The sequence below is a fragment of the Brevibacillus sp. HB2.2 genome (genome assembly GCF_013284275.1).
Taxonomy (GTDB): Bacteria; Bacillota; Bacilli; order Brevibacillales; family Brevibacillaceae; genus Brevibacillus; species Brevibacillus brevis_D.
In genome coordinates this window covers 39,793-65,262 of sequence record NZ_JABSUV010000025.1, presented here as the reverse complement: position 1 = coordinate 65,262, position 25,470 = coordinate 39,793, and the positions used below count along the sequence as shown (strand labels likewise).

25 protein-coding genes and 1 riboswitch are annotated in these 25,470 nt (G+C 48.6%); of the genes, 3 read left to right on the top strand and 22 right to left on the bottom strand.

The window, feature by feature from the left end:
• Positions 1 to 26: 26 nt before the first annotated feature.
• The 9 genes from HP401_RS30515 to dacB form a co-directional block, all read right to left on the bottom strand.
• Entirely contained in the window at positions 27 to 1,202 is a 1,176-nt protein-coding gene (locus HP401_RS30515; RefSeq protein WP_173606064.1) for an acyltransferase, read from the bottom strand.
• Positions 1,203 to 1,328: 126 nt separating this feature from the next.
• Positions 1,329 to 2,039: a YqjF family protein gene (locus tag HP401_RS30510; protein ID WP_238351974.1), complete on the bottom strand. Its 711-nt coding sequence runs from the start codon at positions 2,037 to 2,039 to the stop codon at positions 1,329 to 1,331.
• 90 nt (positions 2,040 to 2,129) lie between these two features.
• On the bottom strand, positions 2,130 to 3,542 hold the full coding sequence (locus HP401_RS30505) for an FMN-binding glutamate synthase family protein (protein WP_173606062.1): 1,413 nt from the start codon (positions 3,540 to 3,542) through the stop codon (positions 2,130 to 2,132).
• Between the two features lie 134 nt (positions 3,543 to 3,676).
• Positions 3,677 to 4,891 carry a DUF418 domain-containing protein gene (locus HP401_RS35620; protein WP_173606061.1) on the bottom strand — a complete coding sequence of 405 codons (1,215 nt, stop codon included), beginning with the start codon at positions 4,889 to 4,891 and terminating at the stop codon, positions 3,677 to 3,679.
• Between the two features lie 131 nt (positions 4,892 to 5,022).
• Positions 5,023 to 6,366: a branched-chain amino acid transport system II carrier protein gene (brnQ, locus tag HP401_RS30495; RefSeq protein WP_173606060.1), complete on the bottom strand. Its 1,344-nt coding sequence runs from the start codon at positions 6,364 to 6,366 to the stop codon at positions 5,023 to 5,025.
• A 182-nt stretch (positions 6,367 to 6,548) separates the two neighbouring features.
• On the bottom strand, positions 6,549 to 7,241 hold the full coding sequence (locus HP401_RS30490) for a YheC/YheD family protein (RefSeq protein WP_173606059.1): 693 nt from the start codon (positions 7,239 to 7,241) through the stop codon (positions 6,549 to 6,551).
• Positions 7,242 to 7,279: 38 nt separating this feature from the next.
• On the bottom strand, positions 7,280 to 7,672 hold the full coding sequence (panD, locus tag HP401_RS30485; RefSeq protein WP_064199298.1) for an aspartate 1-decarboxylase: 393 nt from the start codon (positions 7,670 to 7,672) through the stop codon (positions 7,280 to 7,282).
• A gap of 84 nt (positions 7,673 to 7,756) precedes the next feature.
• Positions 7,757 to 8,821, bottom strand: coding sequence for an Ldh family oxidoreductase (locus tag HP401_RS30480; protein ID WP_173606058.1), 1,065 nt, complete (start codon positions 8,819 to 8,821; stop codon positions 7,757 to 7,759).
• 165 nt (positions 8,822 to 8,986) lie between these two features.
• Entirely contained in the window at positions 8,987 to 11,881 is a 2,895-nt protein-coding gene (gene dacB, locus HP401_RS30475) for a D-alanyl-D-alanine carboxypeptidase/D-alanyl-D-alanine endopeptidase (protein ID WP_173606057.1), read from the bottom strand.
• Between the two features lie 179 nt (positions 11,882 to 12,060).
• Here dacB and HP401_RS30470 point away from each other — a divergent pair, with 179 nt between their 5' ends.
• Entirely contained in the window at positions 12,061 to 12,603 is a 543-nt protein-coding gene (locus HP401_RS30470; RefSeq protein ID WP_173606056.1) for a hypothetical protein, read from the top strand.
• Between the two features lie 262 nt (positions 12,604 to 12,865).
• On the opposite strand, the gene HP401_RS30465 is transcribed toward HP401_RS30470, so the two are convergent.
• The 3 genes from HP401_RS30465 to HP401_RS30455 are packed head-to-tail and all read right to left on the bottom strand — an operon-like array spanning position 12,866 to position 15,270.
• Positions 12,866 to 13,597: an ABC transporter permease gene (locus HP401_RS30465; RefSeq protein WP_173606055.1), complete on the bottom strand. Its 732-nt coding sequence runs from the start codon at positions 13,595 to 13,597 to the stop codon at positions 12,866 to 12,868.
• Positions 13,598 to 13,609: 12 nt separating this feature from the next.
• On the bottom strand, positions 13,610 to 14,359 hold the full coding sequence (locus tag HP401_RS30460) for an ABC transporter permease (protein ID WP_173606054.1): 750 nt from the start codon (positions 14,357 to 14,359) through the stop codon (positions 13,610 to 13,612).
• The gene (locus tag HP401_RS30455) at positions 14,359 to 15,270 is read right to left on the bottom strand and encodes an ABC transporter ATP-binding protein (RefSeq protein WP_173606053.1); all 912 of its coding nucleotides are present in this window, start codon (positions 15,268 to 15,270) and stop codon (positions 14,359 to 14,361) included. The genes HP401_RS30460 and HP401_RS30455 overlap by 1 nt, the downstream gene beginning before the upstream one ends.
• Positions 15,271 to 15,422: 152 nt before the next feature.
• Between HP401_RS30455 and HP401_RS30450 the strand changes: the two genes are divergently transcribed.
• The gene (locus HP401_RS30450; RefSeq protein ID WP_173606052.1) at positions 15,423 to 16,136 is read left to right on the top strand and encodes a response regulator transcription factor; all 714 of its coding nucleotides are present in this window, start codon (positions 15,423 to 15,425) and stop codon (positions 16,134 to 16,136) included.
• Positions 16,137 to 17,519 (top strand): sensor histidine kinase, encoded by a 1,383-nt coding sequence (locus tag HP401_RS30445; protein ID WP_173606051.1) that lies wholly within the window; start codon positions 16,137 to 16,139, stop codon positions 17,517 to 17,519. It abuts the gene before it with no gap.
• A gap of 90 nt (positions 17,520 to 17,609) precedes the next feature.
• Here HP401_RS30445 and HP401_RS30440 read toward each other — a convergent pair whose 3' ends face one another.
• From HP401_RS30440 to HP401_RS30395, 10 genes are all read right to left on the bottom strand, one after another.
• Complete coding sequence (locus HP401_RS30440; RefSeq protein ID WP_173606050.1) at positions 17,610 to 18,641, bottom strand: ABC transporter substrate-binding protein; 1,032 nt, start codon at positions 18,639 to 18,641, stop codon at positions 17,610 to 17,612.
• Entirely contained in the window at positions 18,638 to 19,396 is a 759-nt protein-coding gene (locus HP401_RS30435; RefSeq protein ID WP_173606098.1) for an ABC transporter permease, read from the bottom strand. Before HP401_RS30435 ends, HP401_RS30440 begins: the two co-directional genes overlap by 4 nt.
• Entirely contained in the window at positions 19,396 to 20,178 is a 783-nt protein-coding gene (locus tag HP401_RS30430; protein ID WP_173606049.1) for an ABC transporter ATP-binding protein, read from the bottom strand. The genes HP401_RS30435 and HP401_RS30430 overlap by 1 nt, the downstream gene beginning before the upstream one ends.
• Positions 20,163 to 20,843, bottom strand: coding sequence for a thiaminase II (tenA, locus tag HP401_RS30425; protein WP_173606048.1), 681 nt, complete (start codon positions 20,841 to 20,843; stop codon positions 20,163 to 20,165). The genes HP401_RS30430 and tenA overlap by 16 nt, the downstream gene beginning before the upstream one ends.
• 7 nt (positions 20,844 to 20,850) lie before the next feature.
• Positions 20,851 to 22,146, bottom strand: a complete 1,296-nt coding sequence (locus tag HP401_RS30420) for an acetylornithine deacetylase (RefSeq protein WP_173606047.1) — start codon at positions 22,144 to 22,146, stop codon at positions 20,851 to 20,853.
• On the bottom strand, positions 22,139 to 22,912 hold the full coding sequence (locus tag HP401_RS30415; protein WP_173606046.1) for a thiazole synthase: 774 nt from the start codon (positions 22,910 to 22,912) through the stop codon (positions 22,139 to 22,141). The genes HP401_RS30420 and HP401_RS30415 overlap by 8 nt, the downstream gene beginning before the upstream one ends.
• 5 nt (positions 22,913 to 22,917) lie before the next feature.
• Positions 22,918 to 23,121: a sulfur carrier protein ThiS gene (gene thiS, locus HP401_RS30410; RefSeq protein WP_173606045.1), complete on the bottom strand. Its 204-nt coding sequence runs from the start codon at positions 23,119 to 23,121 to the stop codon at positions 22,918 to 22,920.
• 198 nt (positions 23,122 to 23,319) lie between these two features.
• Positions 23,320 to 23,430: riboswitch (TPP riboswitch) on the bottom strand.
• A 41-nt stretch (positions 23,431 to 23,471) separates the two neighbouring features.
• A complete protein-coding gene (kapB, locus tag HP401_RS30405; protein WP_015891398.1) occupies positions 23,472 to 23,855 on the bottom strand; it encodes a kinase-associated lipoprotein KapB in 384 nt (127 codons plus the stop codon).
• Between the two features lie 33 nt (positions 23,856 to 23,888).
• On the bottom strand, positions 23,889 to 25,100 hold the full coding sequence (locus HP401_RS30400; protein ID WP_173606044.1) for an alanyl-tRNA editing protein: 1,212 nt from the start codon (positions 25,098 to 25,100) through the stop codon (positions 23,889 to 23,891).
• An 80-nt stretch (positions 25,101 to 25,180) separates the two neighbouring features.
• Complete coding sequence (locus HP401_RS30395) at positions 25,181 to 25,408, bottom strand: hypothetical protein (RefSeq protein ID WP_041749457.1); 228 nt, start codon at positions 25,406 to 25,408, stop codon at positions 25,181 to 25,183.
• Positions 25,409 to 25,470 lie beyond the last annotated feature (62 nt).

Sequence of the window (25,470 nt, the reverse complement as noted above, 5' to 3'; positions counted from 1 at the left end):
TCTGCATCTGGCCAAACTGCCTGCGATTATCCTGCGTTTTGCCATTCTTTTTGAGAGGACGGAACCTTTTTTGTCTTTTTCTCGGTTGCTCCCACTAGCCAGGAACCAAACGGCAGTTTTCCCAGCCCATATGATAGGGCAAAAGAAAGAATAGAGCACAAGACGAATGCGACCACACTCCCCCACACGCCCGTGTGAAAAAGCTGGAGCTCGCGCAAAAGCTTCATCAAGTACGTTAAGATCAGCGCATGAATCAAATAAGCTCCATACGAATATTTCCCAACGAGTCCTAGCCAATGTGTCCATTTGGACTGCTTTTTGCTCATCCATAGGCAGAGCGCGTACACAGCCAGTAAGCAAGCCATCGTATAGAGGAACATGGACGGCTTCAAGGATGTCGCTACGTTTAAATTGATCTTGCCTTGCCCTGAATCGCGGAAAAGCTCATAGCCAATGACTGCGTACAGGACACCAACCGAAATGATGATCCATTGCCAGTATCTTTTCAGCATGGCACGAAATGCAGGCAACGTGAAGGCGACCAAGCCACCGAACAAAAAGTAATAGAAATAATAGAACGCATTTCGATCGCGGTATTTGATGAAATACGTATCAAGCCAATTCATATCGAATCGGAAGCCGTGCGCCGGGATGTACCGTGCTGAAAACCACATGAGGCCCCCATAGATCAATCCGGTGACACCAAGAGCGAGAACAAGACGGAAGCGGCTTGTCACGAATCTGCGGAAAAGTTCAAATACTCTTTGCCAAAATGGATACAAAAGATAGAACTGAAAAATCATCACGACGAACCACAGATGATACGAGGATGTCCCTGTCAGGAAGTTTTTGCTTACATTCCAAATGAACGCTGCTCCCTCACCCAGGGGCTTCTCCATCAAGTAAAGATAAACCGCCGACCATATTCCATACGGAACCAAAATCTCGGATATCCGTTTACGTGTGAAGGAAATATAGTTCACTTTTTCGGAGTAGTTGTAAAACAATACAAGACCCGTGATGAAAATAAATGCTGGAACCGCGAATTTTAGCAAATGAAACAACATTCCGTAGATGATCGACACCTGCTCTGTCAATCCCGACTCACGGATGTATACACCAATGACATGCTGATAAACCACAGCCAAGAATGCAAAGGCCCGGATCAGATCCAACTCACCAATTCGTTCTTTTCGAGCCATAACCAAATACCAGATCCTTCCTCTTTTACGAAAAAAAGTACTCTTCCCATCTTACCGACCAAAAGTCAGTCTGACAAGTCTCAAATCGAATAAGACTGATACCGTTAGGAGCAGTATCAGTCACCACTATCCACCTTGATCTGAAGATAAATCCGCTAGGCTGCGAATCGGCCAAATCAGGCTTTGTACCCCGCGTGAATACAATGCTAGATGCGGAGTATCCGTGAGTGAGATCGACAGATTTTCGGTCATCGCGTTTTCACGAATATGAAAGGCTGTCTCCTGTAGCTGCCACGGCTCGTGTACTACATCCGCAAACATCAGTTGCTTCGTTCTGTTACACCTGCAAAAGAGCGTGTATCGCTCTGTGAGCCAATGCACCAGCGTTCCCTCTTTGGCGAAAAATTTGTCACTGAGAGGCTGGTAGCTGCCTTTGAACGAAGGAGACTGAGATAGACCAGATAAGCGTCGGGAGGTGAAATCAATCCGATCCGCTTGGCGATGAAAAGCCATTTGGGCCCGATAATACGGCAGTCGGTACCAAAATTTCGCAATCTTAATCACGAGGGGATTCGACGTATCCAGCGAAAGAAAATACACGCCCGTCTTCCCTTTCGCCTTCACATACGTCCGCACATTAATTTCAGGGAAAGTCGTCGTGAATGGTACAGAGGGCATTCGCCGCAGACGCACGCCGCTCAGCAAAAACGGGATAATACTAATCCATGCCTTGCCCTCGTAAGTATCGAGCTCAAGCCCTGCTGGAATCAGCGTTTTGATAGACGCCGGGGAAATTGCCCAATGTAAAAAAAGAAGATGTTCCCACGTCTGCGTCATGGTCCATCCATTATACTGGGCAGGTGACTTGATTTGGATGATCCTCTGTTCGATACGAATCCCTCCCATTCGTACGTCGATCAAGTGATTTTAACTGGAAGAGGATGAATGATAGGCAAGGGGTACTTTCGTCACTTTGCTCGTCATCTCATCGAGTGAGACGAGATCCGCAGCGGTCACTTCACAAAGTGACGTTTTCCCCAGCGCGAGAATGGCAATTTCCATCTCATCCACAAACGAAAGAAAAAAGTTCGTCAAGTATTTCGCGGCTGAATCGGGGTCGAATTTGTTTTTCAAGCTCCCTGGATAGGTGATCAGCTCTGTCGGTGGTTCCCATGGTATTGCTTTTGTCACCTGATCATGAGTCATCGCCCACAAAAGAGCCGTCCCCATAAAGATGCCGTCTGCTCCCAAAGCAATCGCTTTCAAACACTCCCCCGGGGTATTATATCCGCCCCCAGACAATAAGGTAATTCGTTCTTTCACACCTTTTTTCTCTAAATAGCGCACGGCGCGGGTCAGCGCATAAATCGTTGGCAAACCGAAATCATCCTCCAGAATTGGAGGTCCTCCTTTTGTCCCCGCTTGTCCGCCATCAATACTGATAAAATCTACACCGGCTTGGATGACAATCTCCAGGTCTTTTTCAAGAATGGCACTGGCGCAGATTTTGACGCCAATCGGGACGCCGTCTGTTATGGTGCGCAGCTTGTCTACGAGCTGCTTGAGATCTTCCGGCTTCTGTACTTCCGGATGCCGCGAAGGAATGACGATCATTTCTTCGTCCTGAACCCCCATGATTTTAGCAGCTCTTCCCTGAATATATTCAGCGGGGATAAAGCTCGCGGAAGCTGCAGTCGCCCCCTGTCCAAAATGGATTTCGATGGCGTCCGCCTGTCGCAAAATCTCCGGTTCCTTTGCCCACTTTCCCGAGTTGTATTGGAGAATCAGATGTTTGGCGAATTTCCTTTCTTCCGGCAGTAACGGACCTTCCCCCGTATTCGTCAAACTCCCCACGGCGGCCGTTCCTTTTGCAATCGCGATTTTCACATCCTCACTTACACCGATACCGTAACCCATCGCCCCTGCCATGATCGGAATGTCCAAGGTTAACGGCTTTTTTGCCATGGGTCCAATCGTGATTTGCATATCCACTTCTATATCCTCACTCGCAGGCATCATAGCCAGCTGGGCAGGAGAAAATATCAAGCTATCGAAGTTCAAGAACTTGCGTGGACTTCCGAAAGGACGTTCGATGGCTTGTCCAGTAGCTGCTCGCAAGCTGTTCTCCAGAACATAGCGAGGACTGACTTTAGTCATTGCAGAGACCATCTCGAAAATATTTTCCGGATAGCGGTCTGACATAAGGCGCTTCATGAACTTGGCGAGTAACCACTGTGTAAGAGGACGAAAAAGACAGATCAAAAGCAGTCCCACCACGATGAGAGCTACCATCGATCCTACAAAGGAGCCGATCAAAAACGGAATCCAGTTGCCAGCCATCCTCTTTCTCCTTCCTACTTTTCAGAGCGCTGCTGCTTGTTACCCGGTTTGTGAGATAGGAAAATTTTGCCCCAACTCTTCCACTTTTATCCGATGCTCTACCCTCACGCTGAAGGAACAAAAAAACGTCCCCCTTAACTGGACGTTTTCGAGAGAAGCCCTCCTTTTCGTTTCATTGGCACAAATTTGCCGTATGTCAAACAACGCCAAAGCCATTCTGCCGGACCAAACTGATAATTGGCGAGCCACCAGCGACTAGCCAAGATTTGCGCAGAGAAGATCACCAAGCTCAACACCAATCCGAGAGCCAACCCAGACGTTCCATACAAATGTCCAACACGTACAACCAATATGACGATGATGGTTTGGCTCAAATAGTTGCTTAATGCCATTCTGCCAACCGGTTCCAAATGTTTCAGTATGCGCTGTCCGCTCTCTTTCCGATAAAGAAGCAGCAGTGACGTGATGTAAAAAGCGCACAGACTAAGACCGCTCCAGGTGACAAAAGTCTGAACGGCGACGGAGATCGAAGCAGGAAATTTTACGATGCCAAATTGAACAAGCGGAATCATCGGTACAAGCACAACACTCAAGCTCAGCGCCAGCCACCATACGCGGCGAATGGCTGGAATAAATTCGTCCGTCCTCGTAAATACTCCCCGCTTGGCTGCCAAGAATCCGAATAAAAAGAGAGGAAATACCGATAGGATGACAAAAAACTCAAAGGGAAGAACTACCGGAATTTCGTAACCAAGCCGGAATTGCAACCTCTCGATAATCGACCCAGTCGTATACGTATTGATTGCCTTTTGAATGTGGGATGACTGATCAGGCATAGAACCCAAGTCCTCGGGAACAGCCAGAATCAGAGCAGACAGGGTCTGCATACCAATCAAGAGCGTCCACGCCCATCTTTTGATTGTCTTTTCTTGCCTGTGGTAAAACAGCAACAGGAGAAAACCAGCTAGGGCATACGTATGAAGAATGTCTCCATACCAAAGGAAAACGAGATGGGCCATACCGAGAATCAGCAGAACGGCTAATCTGCGAGTAAATAGACTCCGATAAGGCAACTGCTTGCTCTCGGCACGGTGCATAAACAGAAAAAAGCCTACCCCAAACAAAAACGAAAAGATGGTGTAAAACTTCGCTTGTACAAACATATTAAACAAAAGCCGTATCCAACCATCTATTTCCGAATGCGTATTGACCATCCCTGCATCTGGTAAGAACATGATGGGAAACAAAAATGACGGCATATTCACTAGCAAGATCCCCAAGAGGGCAAAGCCTCGAATCCCATCTAGCTGCCGGATTCGCTCACCTTCCTCAACAGGTGCTACTTTCACGTCAATGAACCTCCTTAAAAACTCCTAATATTTAACACTTTTAATACGAATGAATCTTGAAAAAAGTAACAAAATGCTTCTTACACAACAAAAGAGCTTCGCAAAAACGAAGCCCTCTCTTTCGTGCTGCCTTATTTGGATGGGGAGGTTGTTGTTCCTGTTCCTGTGCGGTCTGTCCTTTTCCGAAAGTCGAGCAAAACTCCGACAAAGCCTGCAAATATTGCTGGCATGATCCAACCGGCGCCTTCCTTATAGAACGGGAGGACACCCAAGATAACGTTCCAGCTCTGATGAAAAAACGTAAGATTCATCAAATCCACGACACCAAAAACCGTCACAACGGCGACAGTCGTCATATACACAGACGAATGCGCAGGTATCCACCGCTCAAGCAACGCCAACAAAATGAGTACGATAGCAATCGGGTAAATGGCCCCCAAGATCGGGACAGATACACTTAAAATCTCCGATAGACCCAAGTTTGCGACACCCATGCTCAGAACACAGAGAATAATCGCCCATGCTCTGTAGGATAAGCCTTTGAATCGTCCATGAAAGTATTGACTGCAAGAAGTTACGAGTCCAATGGATACACAAAGACAGGCAACAGTAAAAATGACACCAAGAATCAGCGTACCGCTTGTCCCAAATAGCTGCCTCATGATTGCTGTCAGGAGCAGTCCGCCATTCTCCGGCCGTCCTAAAGACGCACCGGATGAACCAAGCAATCCCAAAATGACATAGATGAATGTCAGCAACATACCTGCTCCAATGCCTGCCTTGATCATATTCGCAGACAGTTGCTTTTTGTCCTCAATTCCCTTGCTACGCAGTGTATTGGCGATCACGATCCCAAATACGAGTGCAGCCAAAGCATCCATCGTTAAATACCCGTCCAGAAAACCTTGCACAACGGGATTGGTGGCATATTTTCCTGCTGGTACCCCCGTTGGACCAAGTGGTGTGAATAAGCTCTTAACGTAGATCAACGCAATCATAGTCAACAGTGTAGGCGTCAGTATTTTCCCAAAGCGATCAATCAATTTGGAAGGAGTCAGACTGAACCAAAAGACAATGCCAAAAAATACGAGCGTATAGAGGAAAAGACTCCAGGGGGAATCCACGGCTTGCGCCGGCAAAAATGGCGCCATTCCCATCTCGTACGCGAGACTACCTGCACGCGGGATAGCAAGTGCGGGTCCAATCGATACATAAATCAAAATAGGAAAAATAAGAGCAAAGCTTGGATGAACACGACTTGTCAATTGGTAAAAGCTCCCTGCTTTTGCGATGGCAATCACACCAAGAATGGGAAGACCAACAGCAGATAATACAAAGCCTGCAATCGACAGCCAAACAAGGGAACCAGCTTCTTGACCCAGATAGGGTGGAAAAATAAGGTTTCCTGCACCAAAAAACATCGAAAACAGCATAAAACTGACCAGCAGCATTTCTTTCTTAGACAAAGTTATCATCGATGTGTATATTACCTCCCATCTTATTGAGAGGCATTCTATCAATTTTTGCGCTCCTTCGCTAGTAGTAACACCATAGTTGTAATTGAAAGATTTTTCTCACTACCATTCGTTGAAAAAAACAGAGAAAACCACCTGTCCATCTCTTACCGTTTGAACCACATCGACAAGTGGTTTTCCTCTTATCGTTTTCGCATGGAAACAATTCGTTTGTAAAAGGTCTTATCCTCCAGCTTTTGAAAGAGAGCAAGTGAAGGTCGGAAGTTGGCCTCAATAATCCACGGTTTGCCATCCACATCAATCCCTAAGTCCAAGCCGATTTCCCGGAGTGTCGGATAGACCCTTCCCAATCGATTAGCTACTGCCGATGCTATCATGCGGATATCACGCAAGAGATGCGGGTCCGCTTTTATATTCGACAGCTTGATTGCCGTCTGGATGGGCAAAACTTTTCCACGGCTGCGAGCCACATTTGTCACGACAAAGCCCGGACCTGCAAGCTTTGCACACCACCCGGTTATGATCCAAGGCTCCTTATTGCTCCTGCGCTGGATCATGACACGCACATCAAAAGGCTTGCCCTTGATTTTCCCGAGTGGGATACGCGGCTGGAGCAGGTATGTTTTAGGTCGAAACAACGATTCCACGTATCGGATCGTCGCCTCCTTCCCCTCCACGAGACGCTGACGACTCCCACTATGGACCAAATACTTCTCTCCTCCTCGTGCCGTTACTTGAATAATCCCTGCCCCACCGCCGCCTCCCGAAGGCTTCAGCATCACGTGTGTAAACGCTTCTGCATACTCCCACAGCTCTTCAGGAGTGTATACGCGGGTTTTGGGCAAATACTCCAGCAAAAGTTCGTCTTTGACCATGTGTTTATGCTTGCCCCATTTTCCTACGTTTGGCGGTTTTATGGCAGTGTCTCTCCATTCTTTATCAGATGATGCTCCTCTATTTTCGTGATACGATTCTGTCCATCCACAAACACGACCTTGGGAACGAGCTGTTCCATCTCGGATTCATCGTACATGCCCATACTCAAAATGATGACGAGATCTCCCGGCGAGAATAAGTGGGCAGGTGGACCGTTCAGACAGATGACTCCGCTTCCCGATGCTCCGGGTAACGCGTATGTTTTCCAGCGCGTGGCATTACGCAAACTGGTTACTTGCACGATTTCATAAGGCTTGATATCTGCCGCATCCATGAGAGCAACGTCAATTGTGATACTCCCCACGTAATCCAGTTCGGCCTGCGTAACTGTCGCCCTGTGAATTTTGCCTTTGCACATGTGTCGTTGCATAGACGGTTCACTCCTTTCCAAACCGATGACATTAGTCTATGTGGGATGGATTGTCCATGAAACCACCTGCGAAAGGAAATCTGGTTAGGGCATATAACACGCTGCCTGCAAATCAACTCCATAGGTTCGGCATAATTGGCTCAGTTCTTTTGTCAGATTTAGATCGAAAGGAATACCGTTTTCCATGCGTTCTTGCTTTTTTCGGCTCTCGATCTCCCCAGGAATGAAAATTTCCGAGACACCTTCTTTCCTAGGTACACTTTTCACCTCACGAATGTAGGCATCCATCATGGCGCAAAAATCGGGGAGTGGCATAAATCGTTCAATATCCACTGTCAAGAATAGATGTCCTACGTTTTGTGGATCGTGCCAATTGTCATACAGGCTTTTTACATGTGGTCCCGTTGCTGCACCCGTTAGCAGCCCACACAATATATCGATGAACATCGCCAATCCGTATCCCTTTGCTCCCCCGATCGGCAAAAGTGAGCCTAGCAAGGCTTTTGTGGGATCAGTCGTTTCCTTCCCATTGGCATCAATGGCCCAATCTGCAGGAATGGATTCTCCTTTTTTAACGGCTAAGGCGATTTTTCCTCTGGCAGCGACACTTGTAGCCATATCTAGCAAAAAGGATGGCTCTTCTCCTGCCGGTATCCCCGCTGCAATCGGATTTGTTCCGAAAAAAGGGCGAATCCCACCTGTTGGCGCCATGGCTTCGGGGGCGTTGGAAAGGACAATGAGAATCTTTCCTTCCGTGATCGCTCGTTCTGCGTAGTACGAACAGGAGCCAAAGTGGTTGGAATGACGAACACCAACTAGCCCGATTCCCATCTGCCGCGACAATTTAATCGCTTCCTCCAATGCCGTAACCCCGACTACCGCACCCAAAAGGTTTTTTCCGTCTACCAGTGCTGTTGCTCTCTCTTGTTTCCATATCACAGGTTCATCATTCAATTCGATCAAGCCTGCTTCGATTCGTTGGATATAGATCGGCAGCCTCGCCAAACCATGGGATTCGATGCCGCGCAAATCAGCATGGATGAGGGATTCTGCGACAAGCCTTGCATGCTCATGTCTGGCACCTGCCTGTACAAGCACTTCTGTTACGACTTGCTCCAAACGCTTCCAATGAAAGAGTGCAGGGTGCATCTTCTCTTCTTCCCCTCCTTCACCGTTGTTCTGTACTTCGCCTGCTTCCTAATCTGAATATAGATATGTCGCCCGCTGATTGACCGCTACAGGCATTGACCCAGTTCAGGAGACGATACCAACAGAAAAAGGAGCACCCAGTAATTGGCACTCCTTTTCGTATATCTATTCGTAACTGGCTAGTATCGTAATAATCTGATCCTGCATCTTGGTAAACAGCTCTTCATCCTCGACATAGCCATTAAATAGAATCGAAACGATGAGCTTCTCCCCGCCTTTTGTCGTGATATAGCCTGACAGTGTGTTTACACCCGTCATCGAACCTGTCTTCGCGTGAAGATTATTTGCGGCAAGTGTGTCCTTCAAGCGGTTTTTCAGTGTACCATCTATTCCCGCTATGGGCAAAGATTCATCATAAGCGGCAAACGTCGATTCTTTGGTCATCCCTTCAAGTAAGGATGCGATCTGCCGAGCAGAAATTAGATTGTAGCGGGTCAAACCAGATCCATCCATCATGTCGAAGGTGGTATTCCCGCCAAGTGAAGCTACGGCTTCCTGAACGACCTCTGCACCACTGGCTGCGCTCCCTTTGCCTTTCTTTGCCGCTCCGAGCGTCTTGAGGAGCATTTCTGCGTAGTAATTGTCACTTCGCTTGTTGAGGTACTGAACGATGTCCTTGAGCGGAAGTGACTCAAATTTTGTCCATTTCACTGCTGCTGGAGGAACTGGCTGGATGAGCACTTCGCTTTTTGGAGCAAACGCAATTCCTTGCTGCTGCAACGTTTCCTTCAGTACGGTACCCACGTACTTGGCTGGCTCCTCCACAGGAACTCGCTCGTAATCCCCTTCGTGATCAAGCGGGAGGTTCCCTGACAGTCTGATGGTATTTGTTCCACGGTCACGCAGGATTGCAAACGTATTTTCTTCCCCTTTTTGTACCGTCTTGGCTTCATTGATCACCTGCACATACGCTGTTTTGGGTAGCACATTGATGTCCACTGGTTTGCCAGCATCGTTAGCGGGCTTGAATTCAATCATGACCGTCCCTCGGTTTAATGCGAGAGCCCCTATGGTCGGGTTGTAATAGTAGCTCTCGTCATCCCATGCCCAGCCGAGGCCAAGCCGTTGTTGATCAAAGTAGCTGTCATCCATCACAAGGTTCCTGTTGATACGCGTGATTCCTTGTTGCTTGAGCCACCCTGCTATTTTTTCAATCGACACACCTTCCTGCACCTGGAGTGCATTCTCCGTATGCAAGGTAGGGTCACCGTATCCTTTCACATACAGATTGCCTTGTTGTATGCCCGAAGAGGTGATCGGGGCGTCTCCATACACTTCTGTTTTAAAGACGTAATCCGAGCCAAGCTGGTTCAGCGCGGTTGCGGTCGTCAACAGCTTCAAATTCGAAGCTGGGGTAAGCAGTGTGTCCGCATCCCGCTCGTATAAAACAGGATCACCTGTTGTATCCAACGATTTGATCATGATTCCAGCCGTTACCCCTGCTGCTTCCGGCGTATCTAGGATGGGATCGATCATAGCAGAGAGTGGGTACGACTTTTTCTCTGGAAGGCTGAATCCTTCCGGTGCTGCGATATCCGGGTAGGTTGTTAACAAAATTCCGATTCGATCCTGTAGCTCCCTTGCATACTTCGATTTATAAATGCCGTTGATCAAAATCGAGAAGGCCAGCTTATGACCATTTTTTGCCGTTACATAACCCGACATCGTATTGACTCCGCTTAATGAGCCTGTCTTCGCTACCAGGTTCTTTTCCGCACTGGTTCCTTTCATGCGGTTTTTCAAGGTGCCGTCTACTCCCGCGATTGGGAGTGATTTTTCCAGTTCCGTTCGATATTCTTGCTCCTGCAAAAAGATGAGTGTTTCGATTATCTGTTCCGGAGTGATCATATTAAATCTCGATAACCCGGAGCCGTCTACCTGACGGAAGCCTGACTCAATGCCAGCTCGCTTCATCACGTCCGCTACCGCCTCACTGCCTGCTTCAAAGCTGCCCTCACCTTTCTGGGTAACGCCCAGTGTCTTTACAAGCATCTCCGCATAGAAATTGTCACTATCCTTGTTGAGCTCCACCGTGATCTCACCTAATGGTTTGGACAAGTGGGTATAGAGAGGCACTCCGCCTTGCAGCACGGTTTTTTTCACTTCCGCCTTCGGATGTAAGGCAATCCCTTGTTTTTGCAACTGATCCTTCCATAAATCGCCTACATAAAAAGCCGGGTCTTCCATCGTGACATCTTCATCATAAGGAGGTGCTTGCACCCCGATCGTACCGGATACGATGATTTCATTTTTTCCGCGCGGACGCTCGACAAGCACGTTGCTCTCCTTGCCCGCTGTCGTTTTCAACTGGTTTGTGACTGTTATGTATGTGGTAGCTGGGTTCATCGTCAGGACGGGGGCATCGTTCACCGTTTTTCCAGGGGTTGCGGTTAGGGTCGTAACGTTTTTATTTACGGCTAATCCACTTATCTGAGCGCTGTACCCATACGGTTCGTCATCCCACATCCAGCTCGTGCCCAGTCTGGTCTCATCGAAATAGCTGTCATCGAGAAGCAGGTTTCCATTGATTCGTTTGATCCCCAAATCTTTGATGGCTTTTGCCATTTGCTGCAAATCGTCCGGGGTCAGGCTAGGGTCCCCATAGCCTTTTAAAATCAGATCTCCTTGCAAAATACCTCCGTTATTTACCTTTCCTGAAACAAACACCTCGGTCTTCCATTGATAATCCGGCCCCAGCTTATCCAGACCCGCAATGGTCGTAAACAGCTTCATGTTGGAAGCCGGGATAAAATTTCGTTCGGCATTGTGCTTATATACGTACCTTTTGTCGGTTAGATCGTAGACCGCAATTCCAGCGTACATCCCCTTGCTATTCTCATCGTTTTTCAAATCGGCGAGGAATTTTTCTATGTGGAGTGCAAGAGGACTAGAAAAAGTGGACTCTTCCTTGGCTAGCGCAGGCGAAGCTGCTACCTGCAACAAAAGAGCCAACACGAAAAACCACGTACCGACACGTCGAAAAGCAAATAATTGATTCATGATAACCTCCTTGTCATAGTCTGGGCGATTTCAACCAACAAATCACAGTACGCCACCATGATAGCATGTATTCTATTTATTCGGAATATTACCATTATACTAAAAACGTATAGGCATGAATGATACCCATTCCGTTCATACTACCTTCAAGACTTCTTTTGTTTGGAGGAAATGGTTTCATGTTCTATCAATTGCTGCTTTGTCTGTCACTTCTCTGCAGCTTTTCATTCCCTGTCCATGCCCAAACGGACATCGGGCGGGTACAAGTAGATCCCTCCTCTTTTTCTTCCCTTGCGGAGCTCGTCAAAAAGTGCGACTTGATCGTCATCGGGCGGGTAGACAGCACCCATCGGGCTTATCCCACAGGACGCACCCTTCCCCAGGGCAAGATCGTGAATTACACACAAAGACTTCAGGTAAAAAAGGCCGTAAAAGGCACAGCATCCAGACTATTAACAGTGGTTAGCACTGGCGTAGAGCCGCTTCCTGATGCCTCCAGTCCGCTCAACCTGCAATATCCTGGGCCGCTGGCGGAAGGGAATTATTTATTGTTTTTACGAAAAGTGAGCGGATCACAGCTGTACAGTACAGCAGGTCTCTGGCAAGGCATTTATCCAATCTATCAAGGAAAAACCATTGCTCTTTCCAACCTTGGCTTTACCGAGTTGAACCAGCTATCACAAGAAGAAGCCATCCGAAAAATAACAGCGATATCCCGCTAATACCACAGCAAAAAACCGCTCTATGAAACGAGCGGTTTTTTGACGCTTCCATCATGTGCTGTCAGTTGCGCATCACGTAGATAAAAATCACCATAGACACAGCACAAGCGAGTACGCTGAGAATAAACCCCCAGATCACCCATTTGCTATTCGTCTTGTTTATGTGTTTATCGTCCATGGAAACTTCTCCTCATTCGATCATTCTCCTTCTATTATAAGGTTGTTTGACAGGAAAGGGAAACCGTTAATATGGCGAAAACTATTAAAGACCTTCTCTCGTAAGACGACGAATCCCCAGTGCACAACCGCTCGTCACGAACAGTACACACATGACCACAAACGCCCCCAGCTCTCCTAGTGACAAACTTTCTTGACTGAGCACGCCCATGCCAATCGTCAAAAGTGACTGGGGAAAGAACATCCCGAGCCCAGACACATACAAGCCCAACCCTACAAAAACAGAGCAAACACTAATGCCGACAGGTACAGCAAAGCTCTGTATCCGCGTAGAAAGCCATAGCTGGAAGGAAATAATGGTGAGCGAAGCCAGCCAGCCTCGCAGAATCCATCCGAACACTTCCGTAGGAAACGAAAAATGTGCGTGTAGTCCAGCGATGAAACCCGCGCAAATATAAAGTACGAAGAAGAAAAACTGCACACCAAAAAGGAGAACGCCAACCACCACCAGCTTTGCGAAAAAAATCGTTGGAGTCGATACAGGCGCTGTCAGGATTACATTCCAGTTTCGGTTTACATGCTCCAATCTGCACGCAAACGAACAGCAGATCGCGATGAGAATGGGCAAGAAAAATTCTCCGTAGAACAAGCTCACCTGCGTCCACAGGCTGTACCAGCCATTTTGCAGGATCGCTTGGTTCATCCAGAAGTTCGCAAATCCGATCAACGTACTGAAAATAGGAAGCACAAGCAAAACGAGCCATATACGAGAGCGTCGAAGTTTTACCCATTCTGCTCCCAAACATCTGATTAGCATACAATGTCCTCCCTATACGTCTTGCCGGGATACGTGAATGCTCCCAGCAAGGTAAAATGCGATGCCCATGAGTACGACGATGATCGGTAAAGAAAGACCGATTTCTCGTGTAGTAAACCGCATAGTTTCGTTCACGTACTGATACGTAACGGGCGAAAAGTCTACATAGTACGACCAGATGAAAAGGCGTCCGACTTGTGGTGGAAACAAGCTCGCTGTCATACCAATGAATCCCCCGATCATCCCGAGGCATAGGCTGAACGCCTGATTTTTGATGGCGAGAGAGACCCATTGTTGCAGAGCAATCACTACGAGTGTTGTGACCGTGGTTCCTACCACAAAGCGGAGTAATAGGCCAATCGGGACTGGCTCGGCTAAACCAAAACCAATGCCAAAGGCCACGATCGCCAAAGCTTGTAGAATGACGGCACCCCCCATCAAAACAGCCGCAGAGACGAATTTTGCCGCATAAACAGCTTTCCTACTGACAGAAGCAGCCATCAGCAGCTTCCATGTACGCCCTTTGTGTTCCATATCACAAATTCGTGAAACAATGACAGCCGAACCGATCGGCAAAAACAATCCGTTCATGGCTGTTATCGTAACCAGTATGGCGCTCCACGTCTGCGCATCCGGATTTTTTGTCATGGAGATACTGACAGCCATAAACCCCCATGCCAGTTCGATACTCAAAAGAATGGCGAGCATGAGAAACAAACGCTTATGTCGAATTTTATAAAACTCCAGCCAAAGCATCCGCATTACAAACTTCCCTCCTTGCCTGTAAGGGAAAGGAAAATACTCTCCAAGCTTTGTTTGTGCACTTCAATGCGATAAACATCAATGCCCGCCATCATCAGCGCCCGGTTTGTCTGCGCTACCTCTCTATCCCCCATCTCTTCCATAACAAGAAAGCCATCTTGGAGACTTGGAGAAAGCTCCCGATCTTGAAGAACTCTTCTCGCTTTGTCATTGTCCTGCGTTTTCAACCAAACACGAGGCCGACTATTCCGTTGCAGTTGCTCCATACTCCCTTGAAACAATAGTTTCCCCCCGTGGATAATGCCGATGGATGTGGCGACTTGCTCGATTTCCGAGAGCAGATGGCTGGAGAGCAAGACCGTCATTCCATACTGGTGTGGCAAGGATTGAATCAATTCCCGAATTTCACCGATTCCGGCAGGGTCCAGACCGTTTGTCGGTTCGTCGAGGATGACGAGCTTTGGAAAATGCAGCAAAGCCATGGCAATTCCCAGTCGCTGCTTCATCCCGAGCGAATACTGGTCTACCTTTTTGTTCTGTTGTTTTTCCAAACGAACGATTTGCAGTGCCTTTTCTACTTGTTTGTCCGGGACGTCTCGCAGCCGCTGCATGACGCGCATATTTTCCAGACCGGTAAGATGGCCGTAATAGGAAGGAGCCTCGATCAAGGAACCCGTCTGACTCAATATCTCAAGTCGATTCCTGCTAAAATCCTTCCCGAATACAGATACACTCCCTTCAGTCGGCTTGACTAAGCCTAGCAGCATTTTCAGAGTCGTCGATTTTCCTGCACCATTTGGACCGAGGAAGCCATAGACCTCTCCTTCTCCTACCGCAAGATTCACCCGCTGGACGCAATAGGCTCCTCCGTAGTTTTTGGAAAGGTTTTCCGTTCGAATCACCGTATTCATCTCTTCTCGCTCCTATCTTTTGGTCTCTCCTACGAAATCATAGAGTCCCAACCCGTCGATAAGCTGACAAGAATCTTACAACAACCTTAAATCGACTCCGAGTGGGTAGAACACACAAATCGAACGAGTATAATAAATACGGGTGATTCAATATGGAAGAGTGGAAACAGAAAAAAGTGCTCATTGTGGAAGATGAGCTAGAAATCAGAAACATGATCGATGGATTTTTACGTAAGGAAGGATTCTCTCGAATTTTTCATGCGGGTAGTTGTAAAGAGGCGTTAGAGATATGCGCTTCGGACAAGCCAGATATCGCGATCCTGGATGTCATGCTGCCTGATGGCGATGGATTTGGACTATTGACTTCGATCCGTCGTTTCTCGCAAATCCCTGTCATTTTTCTGTCAGCGAGAGGGGAAGATGAAGATCGATTGCTCGGACTTGGTCTGGGCGCTGACGACTACATTGTGAAGCCATTTTTACCGCGCGAGCTCGTTCTTCGTCTTCTGGTCATTTTACGACGCGTTTACGCTCCTCCCCAAATCGATCGTCTGCCCGTTTTCCAGCTTGGTAACAGTACGATCGATTTAGAGGCAGCAATCGTGACGAGAGATCACTACGAATATGCCCTGACTGCCAAGGAACACGCGCTCTTGCGAAAACTCTATGAAAATCGAGGACGAATCGTCACGAGCGATGCCCTGTGCCAATCTGTATGGGGGGACGATTACTACGGGTATGAAAACACCCTGATGGTTCATATGAGGCGCATTCGCGAAAAGATCGAGGCATGCCCGTCCACTCCTGAATATTTGCTCACGGTAAGAGGACTCGGATACAAGTTACTCGTAAAGGAAGAGTTGTAGATGGATGGAGCCGCACGAATTTTACGTCGTTATACAGGTGCTTCTATCCTGATCGCCGTCTTTTTGCTCATCGTCAATTACATCATTCTCGGCACATTTGTTTTTAAAGGGATGAACGAGGGCTCTCCTCCCATTCACGTCACACAAACTGTCGCAGAGGGGCTGCACAAGAACGGTTCCCACTATACATTGGAACCAAATGCACAAGAGTGGTTGCAAAAAAGCCAGGCTTGGGCCATGTTGATTGGAAACGATGGGAAGGTCATCTGGGACTACGCCATACCGAACGAATTGCCCCGCACTTATTCTCTGGCAGAAGTGGCGCAGCTCTCGCGAAATTACTTACAGGACTATCCTGTTTTTGTTTGGGAGCATGAGTTGGGGCTGGTCGTCGTGGGCTACCCGAAGGACAGTCTCGCCAAGTACCAGTTTCATTTCCCGATCAGTTGGATAAGCGATTTGCCATACCGCTTACTGGCTTTGCTTTTCGGAAATATCCTGCTCGCCGCTCTTCTCTCTTTGTTCATCGGCTCTCGACTCATTCGGGCAATCCGCCCACTGATTAGCGGGATTCATACTCTGTCAGAAGATCAGCATACACATGTCGAGGCAAAAGGAATGTTCAGCGGGATTGCGCGAAGCATCAATCATGCATCGTCGCTTCTGCAAGAGAAGAACGCTTTGTTAAAAGCCAGAGACGAAGCACGCTCGAATTGGATCGCTGGAATCTCCCACGATATACGCACGCCACTATCAATGGTGCTCGGGTATGCCAGTGAACTGGAAGAGAGCGACGCGGTGCCTTACGAGCAGCAGCAAAAAGCAAGCATTATTCGAAAGCAAGGGGAAAAGCTCCGTTCTTTGGTCAGCGACTTGAATCTCGTTTCCATGCTGGAATACGAAATGCAGCCCATTCATACCAAACCAATTCGGCTATCGACACTTGCGCGGCAAATTGTCACTGACTTTTTAAACAATGATTTGGCAGAGACGTTTACCATCGAGCTGGATGTCACGACTGAGCAATGCTTCGTAATGGGCGATGAAAAACTTCTCGTCCGCGCCATCACGAATCTGATCCAAAACAGCATCGTGCATAACCCATCAGGCTGTCACATCCACGTGCAAACGGCCCTGTCACCCAACCAGCGCAATGCTCTTTTGATTATCACTGACAACGGAAAAGGCATTGAGCCAAGCATGCTACCTGACTTGGTGGAATTGCCCTATTCGTCGAAAAGAAAATCTCCCTTACAAAATGGTCATGGTCTCGGGTTGCCCATGGTTGCACGGATTGCTGCCGCTCATCATGGACACCTGCTGTTAACAAGTGATACAGGACAAGGGATGACAGCAGAACTTTGTTTCCCCCTCTCCTCCTAAAAGGAAGACATCATAGAGAAAGCACCTCCTCTGACTGGCTAATCGAGAGTAGACTCTCAAAAGCGTGCAAAGGGGGTGCTTTTTGACTGATTACTTCACGAGATCGCGCATGATCTCTTCTGCTTTGATATCAGCTGTTATCAGCTTCTCTTTTTTCATCCAATCAATTAGTGTTTGCCAAGATTCGGCCGTCTGGTATGCAAAAGGCTTTTCCCCCGCATCCATCAGCGGAATCAGGATATCCAAGCTCTTGGTCTCAATGTCTTTTTCCAGCGGGAAATCGGCAGCCTGTTTGGCAAGTAACAGATCGAGTGCCTTCTCCTTATTATGTTTCACATAGTCCTGACCCTTGCCAATCGCACGCAGGAAACCTTCCACTGCTTTTTGCTTTTTGCCCAAAGTCTCGTCACTTGTTGCCAATACGAGCTCATAATAGTCTGGAACACCAAACTCAAAAGGCTTGAACGCATTGACTGGAATGCCGTGCTTCTCCAAAATCAGTTGTTCGTGGTTGATATAGCCACCTACCACGGCATCGACCTTTTTGGCCGTCAACGCCGGGACGATGTCAAAGCCGATATCCGTGAAGGTCAGTCCGGAATCATCGCCACCACCATGCTTCACAACTTGACGTACAATCGATTCATCAAGTGGAAGGGACGGATAACCAATATTTTTTCCAGCCAACTTTTGCGGAGTATCGATTCCACTGTCTTGGCGCGTCATGATCACGTTTAACGGATGACGAACGAGTGCACCTACAGATACGACAGGAACTCCTTCTGCACGAGCTTGAATAAGCTGTGGTTGATAGCTGATTGCCAAATCTACTTTGCCCGCAGCCGCCATCTTTAACGGATCATTGCTGTCCGAAGGCATTTGCAAGGTCACCTTGAGATTCTCGTCTTTGAAATAGCCTTGCTCCTCTGCTGCATACAAGAAGGAATGAACGGCATTCGGATACCAATCGAGAGCAATCGTCAGCTCAGTAGGCTCCGCTCCTTTATCAGAAGGGGCTTGCGTCTGACCAGCATCCGAGCTCGCCTGATTGCCGCAAGCAGCAAGACCTGTTGCCAATGTAAGTGCCATGAATGCTTTCGTCCATTTGTTGAAAGGTTTCATTGTTGTTCTCCTTTGATTTTCATATGCGGGGAAAAATGACGTTCGATTCGTCCAGCCAGCCAAAACAGCAGCATACCGAGAATCGAGAGCAACAGGACTGAGGCAAACAGCGCGGGTGCCTGAAAATTGCCGGATGCCCGTCTGCCAAAGTACCCTAGCCCTTCGCTCGCTCCCAGCCATTCCCCAATGGTCGCCCCGGCCACACTGTAGGTGGCTGCCACTTTGAGACCACTGAAGAAATGAGGTAAACTCGACGGGAGTTGCAGCTTGGTGAAAATTTGTCCGTTTGTTGCCCCCATTGTTTTTAACAGCTGAAGCATTTCCTTGTCCGTCGAGCGAAGACCATCATACGCGTTGACGACAATCGGAAAGAAAGTAAACAGAATCGTAACCGCGATTTTTCCAGATAAATCATACCCGAACCACAAAATGAATACGGGTGATAACGCGATAATGGGGATCGTTTGGGAGATGACGATATACGGATAGACCAAGCGCTCCACAATCCGATTGCGAATCATCGCAAATGCAAGGGAGATTCCAAATACAATCGAGATCGATAGCCCCAGTAACACTTCCTTTAACGTTGCCCAAAGATGTACACCTATTAGAGAGGCGCGTAAATCCCACAAAGACACAATCACAGCGCTAGGCGGCGGTAAAATGAATGGCTGCACCCCGAGGAAGCGACATCCAGCTTCCCATACCAGAAGAAAAATGGCGATGGAGATACCAAACCAAATGCCTCTGCCCATCATGCTTCTCTCCTCAACGGCTTCATAGTTGCTTGTCGATCCTGTCGAAGCCGTTCCCAAATCTCTTCACGCAATGCCAAAAATTCGGCTTGGTTGCGGCTGCTCACCGTTCGCGGTCTGCTCACCGGAACGGTTAATTCGATCGGCTTGGTAATCGGACTACCTGCAAGCACGATAATACGATCGGCAAGTAAAATGGCTTCGTCGATGTCATGTGTAATCATCAGCATCGTACTGCCTGTTTCCTGCCACTTTTCCATCAGCCACTCTTGCATGTCCATTCTCGTAATTCCATCCAATGCACTAAACGGCTCATCCAACAGCATCATCTCTGCGCCTGAAAACAAAGCCCGTAAAAAGGAAACTCGCTGACGCATCCCGCCGGAAAGCTGGGCTGGATAGCTGTCAGCCCAGTCCTGAAGCCCATACCTTGGCAATTGCTGTCTGACGCGCTCATGCGCATCTTTTTTCGTCATACCTTTGATTTCCAGCGGCAAAGCTGCATTTTCGACAATCGTGCGCCATGGCATGAGCAAATCGCGTTGGGGCATATAGCCGACCTGCCCCAAACGATTTGCTACCGGTACACTGCCGAGCCTGATTTCGCCTTGTCCCGGCTCAAGAAGACCTGCGATGAGCTGAAACAACGTGCTTTTCCCGATCCCGCTCGGACCGATCAAGCTGACGAATTCCCCTTTTTCCACACGCAGATCAAAATGATCGAGAATCTGCCTGTCGCCATACGAAAAGCTGACGTCGGCGAAAGCTAGTTGTTCTCCCACGGCCACATTTCCTCTCTGTAGGACATGTCCCAGAACATGTACTCCATTTTGGAGGTGTTGACAAAATACTCCTCCAGCTTGGCCAGCTCTTGCTCACTCTTACCTTCTGCCAATTGGTTCATGATATCAATCAGCCAGATTGCCAACTGCCCAAATTCATTGGAGCTGTACATACGTACCCATTCGCCGTACAATTCGTGATCCAGTGCCCCTTCTACTTGTGCCAACCGCTTGCCGATTTTCCAATAGCTCCATGTGCATGGGAGTAGTGCACTCACCAATTCCGCCAACGACCCTTGATGAGCAACACGCAGCATGTAGCTGGTGTATCCCAGCATCACAAACGAAGGCTCTGTCGCTTCCAGCTCCTCGCGAGAGATACCAAAGCGCTCAGCATATTGGCGATGCAGCTCCATCTCTGTGTTTAGCGTCGATTCTTGCAAAGCAGCGAATCTGGCGCTTGTTTCCAGATCGTACGCCTTCACACTCGCAATCGCGAACATTTTCGCGTAATCAATCAGGTAGATGTAGTCTTGTTTCATGTAATATTTGAATGCACCGACAGGCAGGCTGCCATCTCCAAGTCCCGTGACGAAAGGATGTTGATGAACACGCTCCCAGATCGGGGCTACACTTTTTCTCAAACGATCAGTAAAGGTTTTCATGCGATACTCACTCCTTCGCTTCCTTTGGGGTATTGCACCAGGTGGCAATAAAGCGGGCCATGATCTGGGCAAAATGAACAAGCTGGTCAGAATCAATTGATTCATCGACGGCATGAGCATGCGTGAGCTCACCAGGCCCGAATAGGACAGCTGGAATGCCTGCATGCGCAAACCAGCCTGCATCGGTCACCGTAGGCGACATGTTAACGATAGGTGTTTGATGCATGTGAGTTTCATATGCGGATTGCAGCGTTACCAACCCCGGATGCTTCGTATCCAGCTCCAGCGAAGGGAAGATTTCACCGCGCTCCTCAATCATCGAACGTCCACCCCAGCGGAATGTTGGAGGATTGTCTCTCAGCCAAAGATCTGCGGCAGCCGCACGCCCGACGTGATCCTCGATCTCTCGAATAATCTCTTCGTAGGATTCGTTCGGATAAAAATGAACGGTAATCCATAGGGCGCAACGGTCTGCGATGAACGCAGCGTGCCGGCCTCCCTCGATGACTGCAGGATTGATCGTATTGCTGCCTGGCGGGAATCCGGGATAAGACTTCATGACAGCCCAGTCCCGCTCCAGCTCCTGTAGTGCGGTGATCACCTTCGTCATTTTTTCAATGGTAGAAGCTCCCCGGACGCGTCCGCCTGCATGAATGGTCTGTGCACGCATTCCGTCATGCAGCGTCGTCGGACTTTCAATCGTGATCCAGCCTGTAATGACCCCGCCCTGCCCTTGCATTTGCAGATTGCTCGTGTCCACTACAACGGCGTAGTCAGCCTGATAGCCACGCTCAATGGCCACCAATGTCCCCGCTTCACCCGCTTCTTCTCCGATGACGGATTGGAAAAGCAGATCACCCTGGAGCTCGATTCCGTGTTCTCGCAGCATTTGGATCGCAAACAAGCTCGCTGCGAGTCCGCCTTTCATATCCGCAACTCCACGGCCGTACAAGCGCCCATCCTTGCCGTGTGTCAAAGCAAAAGGTGGATAGGTCCACCCGATGTCATCACCGACTTCAGCCACGTCGATATGCCCGTTGACAATCAAGCTGTTTGCGTAGGTTGAGGCACTCCCTGATAACCGACCGACAATATTGTCGTCTCCTGGATATACCGTCCAGCGATCTACCTCGAATCCCATCGCTTGCAGTCTGTCGGCGATTACACCTTGTGCGGCATCGCTATTTCGCGCGGGAGGACTCACAGTCGGATGAGAAACGAGCTCTGCCAATAAAGCGAACAGCTCTTCTTTGCGGCTGGCGATCGATTCTACCGCTTCTGTCAGTCGATCCACGCTACTCAATCATCCCTTCGACCGGGCTGCTCGCGGACGCGTAACGCTTTTTCGCGATACGGCCTGCCAAGAAGCCTTTGCGACCTGCTTCCACGCCGAGCTTCATCGCTTCTGCCATCAGGACAGGATTGTCAGCGAGAGCGACTGCTGTATTCAACAAGACACCATCAGCACCCAGCTCCATTGCTTTCGCGCAGTCTGCTGGCGAGCCAATTCCTGCATCTACGATAATCGGTACGTTGGCATCCTCAATGATAAAGCGGAGGTTGTTTTCGTTGACAATCCCTTGCCCGGAACCAATTGGTGAGGCACCTGGCATAACCGCATGTACGCCAACCTCTTGCAGTCGTCTGGCAAGAATGGGATCGTCATTGGTGTAGGTCAGCACGATAAAGCCTTCTTCCACCAAGATTTTCGAAGCCTCGAGCGTGCCAATCGGGTCAGGGAGAAGTGTTTTCGGGTCTCCAATAACCTCGACCTTGATCATGTCACACAGCCCAGATGCTTTAGCCAAACGGGCAATGCGCACTGCTTCTTCTGCTGTATAGGCACCTGCTGTATTTGGTAGCAGGGTGAATTTTTTCAAATCGAGTTGTTCCAAAAAGTTCGGTTCTTGCGGATTTTCCAAATTCAAGCGACGAATCGCAAAGGTCAAAATTTCTGCTTCCGACACCTCTACCGCTTTCCCTTGTGTATCCAAATCAGCGAATTTACCAGTCCCCAGAAGCAAGCGGGAGCGAAACTCGTACGGTCCAATTTTCAATGTATCCATCATGATGATCATCCTCCTCCGACAAAATGAACGATTTCTATGCGATCTCCGTCTGCAATCGGTGTTTGATCGTACGCAGAGCGATCAATGATGTCACCATTTCGCTCAACGACGACAATCTTCTCTTGCAGGGAATAAGAATCGAGCAAAGCCCGTACTGTCGTGATCTCTTCCGCCAACTCTACTTTTTTCCCATTCAGCTGAACAATCATTGATTACCTCCTTCTACTGGAAAAAAACGGCTTCTCCCGCCTGCCTGAGTCGATTCAGACAAACAGAAGAAGCCGTATACCCATCCCATCTCACCGGACGAATGGCATAAAAAAACCATCCGCCTCGGATGGTTGAGTGTCATCTTATCATACATGCGCACAAACAAGCATAGTTCCGCTCGGATGCGACACGTGATACTGATTCCAAATACCTCTTCCTCCGCTGGCATGACCCAGGTCAGGTTCAACGGTCAGTAACACACTCGTCACAATCTCAGCCAACGTTGCTTGGCCCCCGTTTGGTAGTAAAGCTATGCAATTGTCCTACATTCGAGTACTACAGTACCACTCTATTTCGTGTTTGTAAAGGCTTCCTTGTGCATCTTTTCCAGCTCAACGAGACAGCGTTCTGCCCAAGCTGCCATTTTCGAAAGCTTTTCCATTTCTCTCTCCATCGCTTGTCGGACAGATTCCTTGTAGTCGGGAATCGCTCCATTATAGCGAATAAGCCCTTGGACAGGCGTCATGAATTTTTCCATATACGACAGTGCTGGGCGCTGGTGAAACAGCGGCACATCTACTTCGTAGGAAGAATGCAAATCGCCTTGCGTCGGGAATTTGGTAACTGCCAGCACCTTAACTAGCAGCTTCGAATCGTGGATTTCCAATACTTCTGCAATATATTCACCCGTTCGCTGCGCAACGCGAACAATATCTCCCGGATTCCAGTTCATCGCGGTTTCCTCCATTTCTTGAATCGAATGCATTTATATCAGTGAGGCTTCCAGCAGTTTGCGTGCATGCAGCAATACTTCTTCCGCATTCACTACTGCCTGACCGCCACCCTGTGCCATGGCAGGATTTCCCCCACCTTTTCCATTAATAACCGGCAAGGTTTCTTTCAACACTTGATTGATGGCTACGTTGACTTCTTGCCCACGACCAAACACGACTTGCACTTTGTCTTCGGTAGTAGCAGCCAAGAGGCAAATTGCATCTGGCGCCAAAGCGGTAGCCTGCTGTGCGAACTGCTGAAGCTGTTGAATGGTTTTGTCTGTGAAGGTACACATAATGAGGCGCGACTGACCGAGTTGGCTAGCAGCAGCTAGTTGTTGATTGACTTCTACTTCCAAGAGCTGCTTATCCACTTCTGCCAATTTTGCCTTTAAGGTGTCGCGTTCTGCAAGGAGGCGTTCCGTCTGTGCGATCAGTTCGCCTTCATTGGTAGCGAGCAGCTTCGCTGTATCGCGAACCACAGCTTGCTTTTGGTTGTAGTCCCGCAAAGCTCGCCAGCCACAGATGAATTCCAGACGAATGTTCCCGCGATGTCGCTCCCAGCCCAAGATCTTGATCATCCCGACTTCGCCCGTGCGCGCAGGATGTGTTCCTCCACACGGGTTGTAATCAAAATCAGGTATCATCACGACACGAATATTTTCGGTAACAGTCGGCTGTTTTTTCAAGGGCAGCGTTGCCAATTCTTCATCATCTACAAACCGTGCAAGGATGGGGTGGTTTTCCAAAACAATCTGATTCGCGCGCTTTTCTACCTTTTCCCATACTTCTGTTGTCAACTCATCCAGTCGTACATCAATGGTGACGCGCTCTTTTCCCAAGTGAAAGGCAACAGTCTCCGCTTGCACGACTTCCAGGAAGGACGCAGATAAAATGTGTTGGCCAGCATGCTGCTGCATGTGATCGAAGCGGCGGTCCCAATCGATGTGCCCCGTTACTTCCCCTATGCTTTCGGACAAGGGAGCCTCCAGTCGATGACGAATTTCACCGTCTACCTCTTCCACATCTACCACACGAATTTCTTCCAATACACCCAGGTCGGAAGGCTGCCCGCCTCCAGTAGGGTAAAAAGCCGTTTGATTCAGTACCACGTAAGGTGTCCCATCTTGCTCGACACCTGTTTTTGTCACCTGGGCCGAAAACGTACTTGTATAGGCATCCTGATAATAGAGTCTGTCGTCCATCGTTACTCCTCGCTGCATGGAACCATGGTTCCAGCCTGATTCTCCCACTCGGGGGCAAAACAAAAACGTATGTATAAAGCTTAGCCAAACAAGTGATCCATTTGTTTTTCGCGCTCTTGGCGCTCCTCTGGGCTTGCCAGGTCATACTTTTTCAATAAATGAAACAGCTCGTTTAGACGCTCTTGGCTGAGTTCGCCGTTCAACTGATTTTTGAATTGACTCACACGCAACTCTGATAAATGTGGAGCTTGCTCTGCCAGTTTTTTGAGTACATCCTCATGACTGTGATCCAATTTGCATTCTCCCATGATTTCTCCCCTTTTCCTTCCTGTCATCTTCATCATACCATGATTTTTTATTCAAAAAAAAG

Excerpts from the sequence above, each read along its gene's own strand:
- HP401_RS30465 (WP_173606055.1), bottom strand. The coding sequence starts at position 13,597 with ATGCTAATCAGATGTTTGGGAGCAGAATGGGTAAAACTTCGACGCTCT.
- HP401_RS30395 (WP_041749457.1), bottom strand. The coding sequence starts at position 25,408 with ATGGGAGAATGCAAATTGGATCACAGTCATGAGGATGTACTCAAAAAA.
- HP401_RS30470 (WP_173606056.1), top strand. The coding sequence starts at position 12,061 with ATGTTCTATCAATTGCTGCTTTGTCTGTCACTTCTCTGCAGCTTTTCA.
- HP401_RS30450 (WP_173606052.1), top strand. The coding sequence starts at position 15,423 with ATGGAAGAGTGGAAACAGAAAAAAGTGCTCATTGTGGAAGATGAGCTA.
- panD (WP_064199298.1), bottom strand. The coding sequence starts at position 7,672 with ATGCAACGACACATGTGCAAAGGCAAAATTCACAGGGCGACAGTTACG.
- HP401_RS30415 (WP_173606046.1), bottom strand. The coding sequence starts at position 22,912 with ATGATGGATACATTGAAAATTGGACCGTACGAGTTTCGCTCCCGCTTG.
- HP401_RS30480 (WP_173606058.1), bottom strand. The coding sequence starts at position 8,821 with ATGCACCCTGCACTCTTTCATTGGAAGCGTTTGGAGCAAGTCGTAACA.
- HP401_RS30455 (WP_173606053.1), bottom strand. The coding sequence starts at position 15,270 with ATGAATACGGTGATTCGAACGGAAAACCTTTCCAAAAACTACGGAGGA.
- HP401_RS30445 (WP_173606051.1), top strand. The coding sequence starts at position 16,137 with ATGGATGGAGCCGCACGAATTTTACGTCGTTATACAGGTGCTTCTATC.
- thiS (WP_173606045.1), bottom strand. The coding sequence starts at position 23,121 with ATGATTGTTCAGCTGAATGGGAAAAAAGTAGAGTTGGCGGAAGAGATC.
- HP401_RS30510 (WP_238351974.1), bottom strand. The coding sequence starts at position 2,039 with ATGACGCAGACGTGGGAACATCTTCTTTTTTTACATTGGGCAATTTCC.
- HP401_RS30440 (WP_173606050.1), bottom strand. The coding sequence starts at position 18,641 with ATGAAACCTTTCAACAAATGGACGAAAGCATTCATGGCACTTACATTG.
- dacB (WP_173606057.1), bottom strand. The coding sequence starts at position 11,881 with ATGAATCAATTATTTGCTTTTCGACGTGTCGGTACGTGGTTTTTCGTG.
- tenA (WP_173606048.1), bottom strand. The coding sequence starts at position 20,843 with ATGAAAACCTTTACTGATCGTTTGAGAAAAAGTGTAGCCCCGATCTGG.
- HP401_RS30490 (WP_173606059.1), bottom strand. The coding sequence starts at position 7,241 with ATGGTCAAAGACGAACTTTTGCTGGAGTATTTGCCCAAAACCCGCGTA.
- HP401_RS30515 (WP_173606064.1), bottom strand. The coding sequence starts at position 1,202 with ATGGCTCGAAAAGAACGAATTGGTGAGTTGGATCTGATCCGGGCCTTT.
- HP401_RS30505 (WP_173606062.1), bottom strand. The coding sequence starts at position 3,542 with ATGGCTGGCAACTGGATTCCGTTTTTGATCGGCTCCTTTGTAGGATCG.
- HP401_RS30460 (WP_173606054.1), bottom strand. The coding sequence starts at position 14,359 with ATGCGGATGCTTTGGCTGGAGTTTTATAAAATTCGACATAAGCGTTTG.
- kapB (WP_015891398.1), bottom strand. The coding sequence starts at position 23,855 with ATGAACTGGAATCCGGGAGATATTGTTCGCGTTGCGCAGCGAACGGGT.
- HP401_RS30435 (WP_173606098.1), bottom strand. The coding sequence starts at position 19,396 with ATGGGCAGAGGCATTTGGTTTGGTATCTCCATCGCCATTTTTCTTCTG.
- HP401_RS30400 (WP_173606044.1), bottom strand. The coding sequence starts at position 25,100 with ATGGACGACAGACTCTATTATCAGGATGCCTATACAAGTACGTTTTCG.
- brnQ (WP_173606060.1), bottom strand. The coding sequence starts at position 6,366 with ATGATAACTTTGTCTAAGAAAGAAATGCTGCTGGTCAGTTTTATGCTG.